12 protein-coding genes are annotated in these 12,514 nt (G+C 67.0%); 9 read left to right on the forward strand and 3 right to left on the reverse strand.

Annotated elements, in window-relative coordinates; genetic code table 11:
- Positions 1 to 65: 65 nt before the first annotated feature.
- The 4 genes from R6V09_RS00265 to R6V09_RS00280 all read left to right on the forward strand — a co-directional run bounded on the left by R6V09_RS00265 (position 66) and on the right by R6V09_RS00280 (position 5,535).
- Positions 66 to 2,594: a type II toxin-antitoxin system prevent-host-death family antitoxin gene (locus tag R6V09_RS00265; RefSeq protein ID WP_317879242.1), complete on the forward strand. Its 2,529-nt coding sequence runs from the start codon at positions 66 to 68 to the stop codon at positions 2,592 to 2,594.
- A complete protein-coding gene (locus tag R6V09_RS00270) occupies positions 2,594 to 3,166 on the forward strand; it encodes a hypothetical protein (RefSeq protein ID WP_317879243.1) in 573 nt (190 codons plus the stop codon). Before R6V09_RS00265 ends, R6V09_RS00270 begins: the two co-directional genes overlap by 1 nt.
- A gap of 948 nt (positions 3,167 to 4,114) precedes the next feature.
- Positions 4,115 to 5,227, forward strand: coding sequence for a restriction endonuclease (locus R6V09_RS00275; RefSeq protein WP_317879244.1), 1,113 nt, complete (start codon positions 4,115 to 4,117; stop codon positions 5,225 to 5,227).
- Entirely contained in the window at positions 5,227 to 5,535 is a 309-nt protein-coding gene (locus R6V09_RS00280; protein ID WP_317879245.1) for a hypothetical protein, read from the forward strand. The genes R6V09_RS00275 and R6V09_RS00280 overlap by 1 nt, the downstream gene beginning before the upstream one ends.
- A gap of 458 nt (positions 5,536 to 5,993) precedes the next feature.
- Here R6V09_RS00280 and R6V09_RS00285 read toward each other — a convergent pair whose 3' ends face one another.
- Positions 5,994 to 6,377, reverse strand: a complete 384-nt coding sequence (locus tag R6V09_RS00285) for a hypothetical protein (protein WP_317879246.1) — start codon at positions 6,375 to 6,377, stop codon at positions 5,994 to 5,996.
- 403 nt (positions 6,378 to 6,780) lie between these two features.
- Here R6V09_RS00285 and R6V09_RS00290 point away from each other — a divergent pair, with 403 nt between their 5' ends.
- Positions 6,781 to 7,356, forward strand: coding sequence for a hypothetical protein (locus R6V09_RS00290; protein WP_317879247.1), 576 nt, complete (start codon positions 6,781 to 6,783; stop codon positions 7,354 to 7,356).
- A gap of 60 nt (positions 7,357 to 7,416) precedes the next feature.
- Here the strand turns inward: R6V09_RS00290 and R6V09_RS00295 are convergent, their stop codons facing one another.
- Entirely contained in the window at positions 7,417 to 7,773 is a 357-nt protein-coding gene (locus tag R6V09_RS00295) for a hypothetical protein (protein WP_317879248.1), read from the reverse strand.
- A 3-nt stretch (positions 7,774 to 7,776) separates the two neighbouring features.
- Positions 7,777 to 7,980, reverse strand: a complete 204-nt coding sequence (locus R6V09_RS00300) for a hypothetical protein (RefSeq protein ID WP_317879249.1) — start codon at positions 7,978 to 7,980, stop codon at positions 7,777 to 7,779.
- Between R6V09_RS00300 and R6V09_RS00305 the strand changes: the two genes are divergently transcribed.
- From R6V09_RS00305 to R6V09_RS00320, 4 genes are all read left to right on the forward strand, one after another.
- Positions 7,974 to 8,726 carry an ATP-dependent DNA ligase gene (locus R6V09_RS00305; RefSeq protein WP_317879250.1) on the forward strand — a complete coding sequence of 251 codons (753 nt, stop codon included), beginning with the start codon at positions 7,974 to 7,976 and terminating at the stop codon, positions 8,724 to 8,726. The two genes, R6V09_RS00300 and R6V09_RS00305, sit on opposite strands and share 7 nt — an antisense overlap.
- 64 nt (positions 8,727 to 8,790) lie before the next feature.
- Positions 8,791 to 9,042: an antitoxin MazE7 gene (locus tag R6V09_RS00310; RefSeq protein WP_317879251.1), complete on the forward strand. Its 252-nt coding sequence runs from the start codon at positions 8,791 to 8,793 to the stop codon at positions 9,040 to 9,042.
- A 3-nt stretch (positions 9,043 to 9,045) separates the two neighbouring features.
- A complete protein-coding gene (locus R6V09_RS00315) occupies positions 9,046 to 9,426 on the forward strand; it encodes a toxin Doc (protein WP_317879252.1) in 381 nt (126 codons plus the stop codon).
- Positions 9,427 to 9,627: 201 nt separating this feature from the next.
- Positions 9,628 to 12,393, forward strand: coding sequence for an alpha/beta fold hydrolase (locus tag R6V09_RS00320; protein WP_317879253.1), 2,766 nt, complete (start codon positions 9,628 to 9,630; stop codon positions 12,391 to 12,393).
- The last annotated feature ends 121 nt before the right edge of the window (positions 12,394 to 12,514 follow it).

The raw sequence follows: 12,514 nt of genomic DNA on the forward strand, positions 1-12,514 counted from the left end.
CTATTTCAAAATTGCTTAGTGGATTTTGATAACATGGCAGTTAGTTCAGCATCCTGGGAGGGTGAGTGAGTCAGAAGCTATCGGCCGAGACCGCGATGACCGCGACCGAGGCCCGCACGGAGCTCTTCACCCTGGTGAAGCATGCCGAGAGGGACGGGGTCTCGACGCTGATCCACAAGCGGGATGATCACGCCCTGCTGGTACCGCTAGCCCGGTTTCCGGCAGCCCGGCAGCCTGGCGCGTTCCCGTCCCACGTACTGAGCGCGGCACAGAGGGACTTCGGTGATCTCATCACGCTGGCGGCTCAGGGCCAGCCGCAGGTGCTCCGGCGCAACAGCACACCGGTCGCGGTACTACTCCCCGCCGAACCGGCCTCAAGTGCCCTCTCGACCGACACGGCCGCGCACCCCGGCGCGGCGACCGCAGGAGGTGCGGTGAACAACCAAGCAGACCAGGACCACGGCACTACGCCGCGCAGGCTCGCCACGCTCGGCGACGCCGTGTCCGTCCTCACCTCCGGCCCCACCGGAGGCCCCACGTTCGGACTATCCGGTCTGGACGCCGCAACGGGCGGTCTGCAGCCGGGCCGGTTTACCCTCGTGGCGGCTGCCCCGAACGTCGGCGGAAGCCTCCTGGGACTCGCGGCCGCACGGCGGACCGCCCTCGTGGACCGTCGCACGGTCCTGTACGCGGCGTCGGGACCCAACCGCGACGACATCTTCCGCCGGATCGTCTCCGCGGAGAGCGGGGGTGACTACCCGCGCCTGAAGCAAGGGCGTCTCACCGAGCACGAGCAGGAGGTCGCCCACCAGTTGGTCCAGGCGGGCGACCTGCTGATGATCGACGACGGCAGTGACCTGACCGCCGCGGACATCGCGGACACCGCCCCGCACATGGAGGGCCTGGCCCTCGTGGTCGTGGACCGCCTCCAAGCCGCCCGCAGCGTTCGCCTGCCGCTGTCGGGTGACCGTCTCCCGGATGCTTCCCAGGTCCTGGCCTCCCTCGCGCGCAGCCTGCAGGTGCCGGTCCTTGCCATCGTCGACAGCGACGACCCCACCCTCCTGGGTCTCCTGGACGCCGACGTCACGTTGACGCTCACGCCGACCCAGGACCCTGCCAAGGTCCAGGTGACGGTCGCCGAGCGCGACTTCGGCACGATCGGCTCGGCGTATCTGAGCCCCGACCTGCTGCACGCCCGCTTCCTCGACGCCAGCGCCCCCGCCGCCCGTAGGACCGGTGAAGAACCCGCGCGGCCTCTGGGCAGTGCCGTGGAACGAGAGTTGGCCGAGGCGGCGCTTCCGTACACGTCCGGTGCCCGGCAGGGGGTGCCGGCGGCCGTCACCCATGTCCTGGCCGCGCTGCGCACCGCACTCACGAACGGCAACCGTGAGGCCCTTGACGAACTCGGGCCGTCATTCGCCGAGATCGCTGCGGCGCCGCCCCAACTGCCGGACACCGCCGAGGGACGTCGCCTCGCCGCCGCACTGAACGCCTACAACACCACCGCGCCCGCCGACGCCAGCGCGCAGTCCGATGTCGCCGTTCAGCCCACCGCGGGCAGCAGCGGGCACGTCCCGGACGCCGAAGACGACACAGAAAGGGAAGTGGAACTTCAGCCGGGGGATGAGGAGGACGAGCCCGAGACCGCGGTCTTCCCCGCGTTGAAGATGCTCAAGGACGCGGTCGGCCGCTCGAAGATGCACCCGATCCCGGTCATCCGCGCCGAGGCACGGGAGAGTGGTCCGTGGCCGCTGATCAGCGAGCATATGGACGGCGAGCCCCGCTGGGTCCACCCCGACGTCACCAGCACGCGCGTGCCCTTCAACCGGGAGAACGGGAAGCGGGTCCGACGAGACCATCTCGACGTGCCCGACTCCTTCGGCGGAGGGGTGATGTGCCTGATCGACCGCAACGGCTCATATCCGTCCGCCTGTTCCGCTGTTCCTCTGGCCCCGAACAAGCTGCTGCACACCGGGCCCCTTGAGGCGTTCGACAAGGCCAGCGCCGGCATCTACCTCATCGACATCCCTCAGTGGCCGCGTACCGACATGCCACATCCCCTGGGGCGGATCATCGACCGGCCCGACGAACAGGGCCGCGTGTGGGTCACCACCCCGCACATCAAGCAGCTTGCGAGGCTCGTCCGCGAAGAGCACCTCGCCGCCATGCCGGCCATCCACAACTCGTGGACGGGGAAGGCCAACGAGTCGCTGTTCAAGCCGTTCTACGAGGCCACCCGGAAGGCGCGTACCGAGCTCGTCGAGGCTGGCGGTGAGCCGTACAGGGCGTACAAGACACGGCTGTCGATCGCGCTGCGTCTGCTGTGGCCCAAGCGGCAGGAACAACGGTCCCCGTTCTGGAGGCCGGACTGGCGCATGAGCATGGTCGCGGAGGCATCCGTCCGTCACTGGATGGCGGCCTTCAAGGCGGTCCAGGCCGGGCACACCCTCATCGCGCTACGCAACGTGGATGCGGCCGTCTTCTGGACACCCGAGGACACACCGCCCACCACCTACCGGATCGGAGCCGGCTTCGGCGAGGTCAAGGCCAAGTTCATCCAGGCGGGCGAGCTGATCCCCGAGGGTGACGACTGATGGCCGGGCCCACCGGCCACGGAGGATCCCTCGGCGCCGCCCTGGGCGACCTCCTGCGCGCCCAGGTCACACCCCGCCACCGACTGTCGTCCTACACCGCCAAGCACTGGCACGCCCAGCTCTCCCAGCTCACCGCAACCCACCGCGGCTACCACGCCCTGGACGAAGCCGGCCTCGACGTCACCGCCAAAACGCTCCTCAACTGGCTGTCCGATCCCGAGTGCAACGTCCGCCGCGGCTACCGCGACCTCATCCACACCGCCTACGAGAACGTCGCGATCCTCCCCGCCGACCCGATCCCCGACCACGTCAAGGACGGCCAGTGGGAGATCAGCGGCTACGTCACCACCGGAACCGACCGCCGCGAACGCGGAACACGCGCCGCCGCGCCCCTGCGGATCGACGGGAGCCGGGGCGACTGGGACGCAATCGAGGAACTCTGGATGGCCGGCGAGCTCACCGACACCGGCTTCGAGGACCACCTCATCGACGACGTCATCGTGGCGGACATCGGTGAAGGCACTGACGGATGGACCTTCGACGGCAGCTCGTACTCCGTTGAACTCAGGTAGCACCACCAGCGGGGCAGGCCACTGCCTGCTGCATCAGCCAGGAAACCGGCGTACGACCAGCAGCCCTGAACACCCCGCGCCACCGCTGATCATCGTCTGCCGAGGGGCAGCCGCGAGTGCCCAACGAAGACATGTCGTGTGGCTGGAAGACCCCGACAACCTCTACTACGTCCGTCAGACCCTCGACCGAAGCCGGAGCAGCTGTTCGAACCCAAGCAGGGAGGCACCTCGCAGCTACTCTTCCGGATTTACCCGGAAGGCCTGTGCGATCACCGCGTACTCGGAGGCGATCCTGAGCTGTCGGTCGCTGCTGATCACCGAATTGGTCGCCTCTGCCCGAGCGAGGAAGGCGCGTGAGCGCCGCAGGCAGTAGGACCGCACCTCATCATCGGCGGCGTCCGCGAAGTCGAAGCCTTAGGTCGGCGCCTCGGTGAACTCGGTCCGCTTCCAGGGACGCTTCTCACTCATGGCGCCATCCTCCCCGCCTGCATCGGGCCGCACACGCGGGGGCCCCGCCGGGACGGGGGCGGGAGGCCTGGCGTCACGCCAGGCCTCCACAAACCCCTTTGCCGGCCCGGTCGGCGGGGCTTCGACGGCTGGTTGGACGTCGGGCTCGGTGGACTGAGCATGTTGACGCCCTCACACCCGACCAGCGGGACCGATGGGCCGTCGTGGTGCGCCTTCCTGGAAACAGGTCTGTCTCGTGTGGCCCTGCCTTTACCGGGCGAGAGGCGCACACGTCAGGCCACCGCAAGCCGCCTTCGAACGTCCGAGCGGAGCCACGGCAGACCGTCCCGAGGTAGGGCCAACGTCACCTTGGATGGATCGGCTTGAGGCATCTGCCGTCCAACACCCGTCGGCGACGAGCAGAATGCGGGGCATGGCAGCATCGAGCGGTCTGGTCGGAGGCCAGCCCTCAGACGCGACGAGTGGCGAGGACGTTCGGTGATGGGTTTTCGGTTCAACGACATTCGGCAGCACGTGTCGGCATCGAACCTGCGGGATAAGGAGCAGACGCTTTTCTCGCGCTACCGGGATCTCGACGCGATGGATGATGAGCCGGTCAAGCGGGGCAAAGCATTCAACGGCTTCCTGGCATCGCTGCTTCAGGAAGGTGGCCTCGAAGCGCACGCGGATCAACGGGGTCTGGACGGACGCGACGAGATCGACGTCGCTTTCTCCTGTGAACAGCGGCACTTCGTCCTCGAAGCCAAGTGGCTCGGAGAGAAGGTCAACGACGACGCTGTGGAGAAACTCCGCGGTCGCCTGAAGGTGCGACTGCCGGGCACGATCGGCTTCTTTGTCGCGATGAACGGCTACACCGAGCACGCGCTGGGGAAGGCCAAGTTCTTCACGGGCGTCGTCCTGCTTGACCGGAGTCATGTCGAGGCCCTTGTGACAGGACTGCTCACGGCCCCGGAGCTTGTGAGCCGGATTCTGTCCTGGGCGAACCGCCGCGGCGGCTCCTACCCGCCACTCGACGAACTCCTGTCCACGCCGTCGACCGATACCGACAACTGGTCCCCGCCAGAGTCGGCGCCAGATGTCGTCTACCAGGCGGCGGGTGTCAGCGCTTCTGCGGTGTCGGCCGCCCCGCCCGGCATTGCCCTCACTGGCGTGACCGCTCATGGCGACATGCTGCTGCTTACCACTGGCGACGGAGTCCTTCGGCTGGACCCGGCGACGGGCGAGACGCGTTGCGTGCTCGATCTTCCACGCAGCCGGGACTCGGCGCTCCGGACCGCGATGGGCACGACGGTGCTGTGCCAGGCGGCCGTCGTCACCTCCAGGGGCAGCAGGATCAGACCCGTGGCAGGGCCGTTTCCCAACGCGGCACGCCTCCTGGCCAATCCCTCCGGGGAACTTTGGGTGTTCGCGACCACCGGACCGCCCGGCTATGGAGGCCGTCACACGCTCACGCGCCTCGCCCACCGGGTCGTCGAACAGCGAGAGCACATCATCGATTTCGTGGGCAAGATCGACAATGTGGCACTGCTGTCCGACGACCGGCTCTACCTCGCCGGCGGAGCCGCGGCGGGGTCCTCGACATCCAGCAGGTGATGGTCTTTCCCGAGCAGGACTGGCAGCGGGCCGCGCCGCTCAGCGAACCCTCTGCCCTTCTGCCCTGGGACGCCCACACGGTGCTCTCCGCTGGCCGGGCCTCTGGCGGAACAGCCGTCGAGGTGTACAGCACTGATCTGCGCACCCACGAACACACGCTGCTGGTCACCATCCGCGGCCACCATGCCGTCGGCCTTGCCTCAGGAAAGAACGGGAGGGCGAGTTTGATCGTCGATGCGTGGCTGCCTCGCTCGGCGCTTCCAAGACCCGTGCTGTTCTCGCTGGCTATCCCAGGAAGAGGGGAGTAGCCGACAGAGGCGGAAGACGCTCGGGCCGTGGGTGACCTGCGGCCGCGCCTGCGCAACAGCCGGAGCCACCGGCCGACGGCGCCGACCAGGGACATCCCCTCTGCTGGCATGCGGCGCGCCGACAGGCGGGGGAGTTAGGGCTGCTTGCGGGTGTGCGCCCGGATAAGACGGCAGCGCTGTGGACCATCTCCTACTCCACCCCCGGCAGTGGCGCGAGCGTCTCCACACCGATCACCACGGTCTACCAGTAGTCCGCTGCGAAGCCGCCCAGAGGAGGCGGGTGCCGGCCAGGCGTCAGGAGCTGCTCGGTGAGCGCAGCTCGCTGGTCAAGGAGATGCCCGAGACGAGCTGCGCCAGGCTGGCGTAGCGGTGGTTCTGGGTCCAAGCGAGCGGAGCACTCAAGCGGCGCAGGGAAGCCAACCACCCACCGACCAGAAGCCGTTACGCGCCCCGGGTTCTCATCCCGACACGGTGGCGGCGCGCAGCGCCGTCATGGGTACTTTTCCCAGGACCTCCAAGGCGACCTTGTTGCGGGCCAATTGCTTCTGGAGCCGCTCGACCTGGCGGCGCAGTTTCTCGTTCTCCGTTGCCAGGCCGGACTTCTTCGGGCGGGCCGGGCTCGTGCGCCGGTCGACCAGTTTCTCCAGCGCGCCGGCATCCCGCGCGGCCCGCCACTCCTTCACATGCGAGTGGTACAGCCGCTCACGGCGCAGCACCGCACCCTTCTCGTTCCTGGGTGCGGCGTCGTACTCGTCCACGATCCGCAGCTTGTACTCGGGGCTGAAGGTGCGGCGCTTCGGCCTCGGCGCAGGGTCTATACCGGAGGTATTCTTGCTGGTCATGAGGGAGGGGGCTCCTGTCGTGCCCTCCCAGGCTAACCCGACAAAGCGGGGCGTCTCACCCAAGGCTGACAGAGAGGGCCCGCCTCGCGCTACTGCTTTCGATCCGTACAAGTTCGTGATCGACCAGATGCTGCGGGCGGACCTGGATGCGCCGCGGAAGCAGCGGCACACGGTCACGCGGATCTTCCACCGGCTCGTTGAGGAGCACGAGGCCGAGGACATCTCCGGTAGGCCTCGTGGTGGGAGACGTCGTACACCGCGCCCCTCGTTGTCGCTGCACCATCAAACACGTTTCGACGGTGTTCGAATCCTTGGCGCCCGCCATTCGGCGACACCTAAGTTGAGGCGTCCAGCAATCCCAGCCGAGCAGCGATCCTTGGTACGCACCAGATAAGGGGTACTCGTGCGAAGCAGATTGACGAAGGTCAGGGCGATGTTCGCGGTTGCCGTGGCCACTCTGGCGCTGACCTTCAGCGCCGGCGTCGCATCAGCCGGTGCTGAAGGCGCCACCAGTCCCTACGCCTCCCAGGCCAAGCAGGCGGGACTCACCGCCTCTCAGACTTCGGCACTCCAGAACGAAGTGGACCGGTATCTCACCCAGACAGGCGGGAAGCAGGTGGCCGCCAACGTGATCGACCTGGGCGGCAAGAACCTGATGTTCGTGGCTGTCCCTGGCGAAGCTCACCCCCGCGACATGACCAAGGGGGCGCTGGCTGACCCCTGCGCCTCGCCTGTCGACTACGGATACTTCTGCGCCTACAGCGGCATCAACTTCACGGGCTCGTCGATCCCCATGTACAGCTGCGCCCGCTACAGGATCCCGTGGACGGCTGACGGGTCGTGGATCAACAACCAAACCACGGGTACCGTTGCCAACTTCCTGGACGACAGTGGCGTCTCGCGCTGGCACGACGGAGGTGCCCTCAGCTGGGACGACGACGCGCCCTGGTACTGGGTCCACTGGGTGAAGAACTGCTGAGTGGCGTCAACGGCGCTGTGAAGAGGGGCGCGGGTGCACATCGGCCATCGTCCCTCTTTCTCAGCGCCCCAGGCGCAGGGCCCTCGCCAGGAAGTTGTTCGGCCGGCTGCCGGGATGTCTGGCGTACGCGGAGTACACCACCTGCCCGTCGACCATGAACCGGAGCACGCCATTGCGCCGTCGCGGTCGGATCAGGTGCGGCCGGGTGCCGTCCAGGGCGTAGCGGACCGCGGGATGGTCGCAGATGATGACGCCTTCCAGGCCGCTTGGCCCCTCCACGATGTCCCAGCTGATGTACCGGCCCATCGACCCGGGCGCCTCTGCCTCGGCGATCCGCGCCACCCTCGCCGTGCGCTCTCGCAGCTTCCGCTCGACGCGGCCGCCGCGCGATCCGGCCTGGATCGACTCGCACCTCAACGCTCATACCAGCTCCCTGGTGGTGCACGGCGGGCATGGAGGCAACGCCACGGTGACGGTCTGTTCCAGGCCGACGCAGCCGCCCTGCGGGCCGATGATGCGTTCCTGCCCGAGGACGAACTGGCGTCCCTTCTGGCCGCCGCCGGTCGCCGGCAAACGCTCACTGTTGATCCCGGTCGTGCCGGTCGACGCCGGCGGCGGTGTCACCGGACGCGGTCCTCGACAGTGAGCTCGTCGCCGTCCTCGACGACGGCTCCGGCGTGGCCTTCGACCGGTTGCAGAGCCGGGCCGGCCGCCGCGGGCCCCGACGTGGCGCCGATTTCACCGTCCACGTCGCCGTCTTCGACGTTCTTGTTGTCGGCGACACCGACTGGCGGCCCCGCCCGTATGCCGAGCGCCGTATCGAACTACTGCATCTGTTGGAAGACGGCCCGGCAACCTTGCGCGCTGTGCCGACCACCCAGGACCAGGGGCAAGCCCTCCAATGGGTCGGGGCGCTCGCGGGCGTGGAGGGTCTCGTAGGCAAGCGGACCGACGGGCTGTACGCCGCCGGCCTTGCCTCCGGCTGGGTGAAGTGGCGTGAGCGCCACACCACCGAGGCTGTAGTCATCGGGGTGACCGGAACGACGCCGGCGGCGCAGGCTCTCGTGTTGGGCCGGCCAGCGGGAGGCCGGATGCGGGCGGTTGGTGTGAGTCTGCCGCTCACGCAGCCGGTGCGCCTGGCCGTGGCACCGCTCCTGCATGCGGCCGGCGAAGAACTGCGTGAGCTGCCGGGCACGGTGGGAGGGCTGCCCGGGGCGGCTCCGGTGCGCTTCTGGCCGGTCAAGCCGGAGGTCGTGGTGGAGATCGAGGTTGATCACGAGCGGTTGGAGTTTGGCCGGTATCGGCACCGTCCGGGTGTTCGACGCGTGCGGGGCGACCTGACGCCCGAGAGGCTCGAAGAAGGGCACTGACCGACGAGGGCCGTAGTCCCCTGATAGGTATTCGAAAAGGTACCCGCGGGTGCATACTCGGGGTATGGCTGACACCACCATGAAGGTCGACTCGGAAACCAGGGACCGCTTTGCTGCGGTCGCCGCAGCTCGCGGACAGAGCGTGCGCGCCTACCTGGCCGACTTGGCCAAAGACGAAGAGAACCAGATCGCCCTCAGTAAGGCGACGGCCGTGTTTCGCGACATCATCGCCCGACCCGGCCTGGCCGAGGCGTTCGACGAGGCCTTCCCCGACGACGCCCCGGCTCGGCGAAGCACCGCGGGGCGGGCGGCCTGACCCTTGGAACTGCACATCGACATCCGCTGGCTCCTTGACCGACAGGAGGAACTGCTCGGCAAGGAACTCGGGGTTCGGGACTATTCGGGCCTGGTAGCCGCCGTAGCTCGGCACAGGGTGAACACACCGCAGCTGGATACGGGTGATCCCGACGTTTATTGGCGGGCTGCCGCCCTGCTCGAGCAGCTGGTCTTGCTGCGCCCGCTGCCCGCCCGCAACGCGTACTTCGGGTACGGCGTGGCGGTGGCGTACATCCGCGCCTGCGGGGAGGGTGTCGACGACTCCTTCGAGCCGTGGCGTGATCTGATCACAGATATCCGCGCACTGCGGCTCAGTGTCTATGACATCGCCGACCGACTGCGCTCCTGGCGCAGCAACGGGTAGACAGCACCAGCTCGAACTCCCGCCAAGCGGGCCAGGCCGGCTCTCCCCGCCGGTCTGGCCCGCTACTTGCTGCCCGACGGCACCTGATCGCCGGGGCGAGCTAACGATTGAACGACTGCGTCTTCCACCGCGCCGAGCGGCCTCACCGGTGCGCAACAATCAGCAACGCACGAGACGTTGTGAGGAAGTCATGGAGGCACAGTGGGCGTAGGCGCCACCAACCTCGGAGTGGTGTTCATCCATGGGCTCTTTTCGTCCGAGGAGACATGGGACCCGCTCGCCGGGCTTCTCGAATCCGATGAGGAGCTGGCTCAGGTCGCGGTGAGACGGTTTGGGTACGCAACACCCAAGTTCCGTATCAGACCCGACCGTCGTACTCCCGACTACAACGACCTCGCAGACCGGCTGAAGACGTTCTTGCAGTACGACGCGGCCGGGCACGACCGCCTGTTCCTGGTTGCCCACAGCCAAGGCGGACTGATCGTTCAGCGCTACCTCGCGCGGATGATCCAGAGCGGGCAAGGGCAGCAACTCGCCAAGATCCGAGGCGTCGTCCTGTTCGCTTGCCCCAACAGCGGCTCCGACTTCGCGATGCCGCTTCGCAGCGCGTGGTGGTCGAAGAATCCGCAAGTGCGCGCACTGGGACCACTGAACGCTGAAGTGAGGGACGCTCAGCGAACGGTCCTTGACCAGATCGTCTATGCGAAGGGGGTGGGAACGTCCTCGTGCCCCATCCCGTTCTGGGTCTTCGGGGGAGAGGAGGACAAAGTCGTCGTTCGTGCCTCTGCTCAGGGGAACTTTCCCAAGGTCTTCATGCTGCCCGGAGATCACTTCAGCATCATCCAGGCCAAGACGCGCGAGCATTCCGCCTACGTCGCTCTTCGCACCCATCTGCTGGAAGTTGAGCAGCCAGATCCGGAGAATCCAGGCGCGGCGGCTTCGAATTCCTCCTCCTCCACGACCCAGCCCGAACCGAGGGCCGGGCCGGGACGGCTGCTGTCCTCCGGTCTGGACCCGTTTGCCTTGGAGGTGCGGCGTGCCATCGACTCGCCGCCCGGTCACAAGGCGGATGTGCTGCCGACGTATGTACCGCGCGCCCATGATCAGCATCTCGCGGACGTCGTGGCGGCCGCAGCGATCGAGGGGAGGAGCGGCATTGCGCTGCTGGTCGGCGGATCCTCCACGGGTAAGACCCGCGCTTGCTGGGAGGCACTCGCCCCCTTGAGAGAGGCGAGTGGCTGGCGGGTCTGGCACCCCGTCGATCCGAATCCGGAGACTATGCTCAGCGAACTCCCGGTCCTAGCACCGCGTACCGTGCTGTGGCTGAACGAGTCTGAACGATTCCTGCTCACCCCCGGCACTGCCGTCGGTGAATGGGTCGCAGCGGCCCTTCGCACTCTACTGGCCGATCAGGACAGGGGCCCTTTCCTCATTCTGGGGACCATCTGGCCCCGCTATTGGGCCGAGCTGACCGCCCTCCCCTCCCCTCCGCCAAGTCCCGATCCACACGCCCATGCACGGTATCTGCTGGCAGGCAACGAGATCCGAGTGCCTGCAGCTTTTACCAACATCGACCTCGACCTGCTCCGCACCAAAGCAGTGGGGGACTCTCGGCTTCAGCAGGCGGCCAGCCACTCCGCAGGACAGGTCACCCAATACCTTGCTGGCGTTCCGGAGCTGATCAGGCTATTTCGCCACGCCCCGCCCGTGGCCGCCGCACTCATCCAGGCCGCCATGGACGCGCGCAGGCTCGGCCATCCCCACGACCTTCCCCATGATCTGCTCGTCCACACCACCGCCGGATATCTGGACGACCTCACCTGGAACCAGACCAGCGCCGACTGGTTCGACCAGGCCCTGTCCTTCACCTCCGCGCCCTGCCACGGCCTCCCCGGCCCCCTGGGGCCTGTGCGGCCGCAGCCCGGCAGCACCCCAGGCTGGAAGGGGATTCACTATCGTCTATCGGACTATCTCGAACAGACTGGCCGGATTGAACGAGCTGGGATCGTCCCTCCGCCGGCGTTCTGGGAGGCAGTGGCGGCCACCCTCACCGATCCGGCCGTCCTGACGATCATCGGCGACCAGGCCCGCATGCGCTGCCGCCTTCAGCACGCCGTGAAGCTGTACCGTGCGGCGGCCCGCCTCGGCAGTATCGATGCCCTCGTGGCCGAAGCCACTATCAAAGAACAGGCCGGCGACATAGTGGCGGCCGAGGAGCTCTTCCGCGCGGCGGCCGAACACGATCATCCCGTTGCGCTTCGCCGGCTTGGGCGTCTCCACGAGAACCGAGACGACTTGCAGCGTGCTAGAGAGCTGTATCGCAGCGCAGCCAAGCAAGGTGACGAACAGTCAGTTTGTCTTCTGGGGAGTCTGGATTGGAGATCCAGACTCAGCAGTCCTGAGTCGAACATCATCCTTGCCGCTCACCATGGTGAAACGTACGCGCTCGAAGAGTGGGTCTCCTACTGGACGAGCCTCGGGAACGAGGAACTGGTAGAGCTTTCCATAAAGCGGTTGGACGAATGGCTGAGTGGTGATGGATGGAGGCCAAAGGGCCGTGAGATCACTGACAGAGTGTGCAAGTTGGAGAAAACTGGTGACCGCGCGGCTGCTGAGGCCGCCGCAAGAGCAGCCGCTGCCGACGGCTACACCATCGGGCTCTCCGACCTGACGAAATTGCGGCATGAAGCTGGAGATCATGAAGGCGCCAGCACCCTAGCAGTGGAAGCCACCACCTACGGCGACCACCACACTCTCGTCAACTACGCCCTGAGACTTGAACAGGAAGGCGAACCTGCACGAAGTCAAGCCCTATGCGTAACTGCGTTGAACCACGGATGCGGCGAATATGCCCACGACCACCTTGTTGGCATCCTGGAGCGATCCGGTGATTCGGTCGGAGCCGAGCGACTTCGAAGCTTCGGACTCACCGACGACGAGATACCGGCCCAAGAACTCGCCTACTGAGCTTGAACTCATGAAGTCGTTGGGGTGAGAGATAGTCCGGTTCCAGCGAGGCATCCGTCGATGAGGTGGGGGCGGTACTGGATCTTTCTCATGCCCTGCCGGATGGTCTGGATGAGGTGCT

Origin of the sequence: Streptomyces sp. W16 (assembly GCF_033194735.1) — a bacterium.
In the GTDB taxonomy this organism is placed as follows: Bacteria; Actinomycetota; Actinomycetes; order Streptomycetales; family Streptomycetaceae; genus Streptomyces.

Excerpts from the sequence above, each read along its gene's own strand:
- R6V09_RS00270 (WP_317879243.1), top strand. The coding sequence starts at position 2,594 with ATGGCCGGGCCCACCGGCCACGGAGGATCCCTCGGCGCCGCCCTGGGC.
- R6V09_RS00275 (WP_317879244.1), top strand. The coding sequence starts at position 4,115 with ATGGGTTTTCGGTTCAACGACATTCGGCAGCACGTGTCGGCATCGAAC.
- R6V09_RS00280 (WP_317879245.1), top strand. The coding sequence starts at position 5,227 with ATGGTCTTTCCCGAGCAGGACTGGCAGCGGGCCGCGCCGCTCAGCGAA.
- R6V09_RS00285 (WP_317879246.1), bottom strand. The coding sequence starts at position 6,377 with ATGACCAGCAAGAATACCTCCGGTATAGACCCTGCGCCGAGGCCGAAG.
- R6V09_RS00310 (WP_317879251.1), top strand. The coding sequence starts at position 8,791 with ATGGCTGACACCACCATGAAGGTCGACTCGGAAACCAGGGACCGCTTT.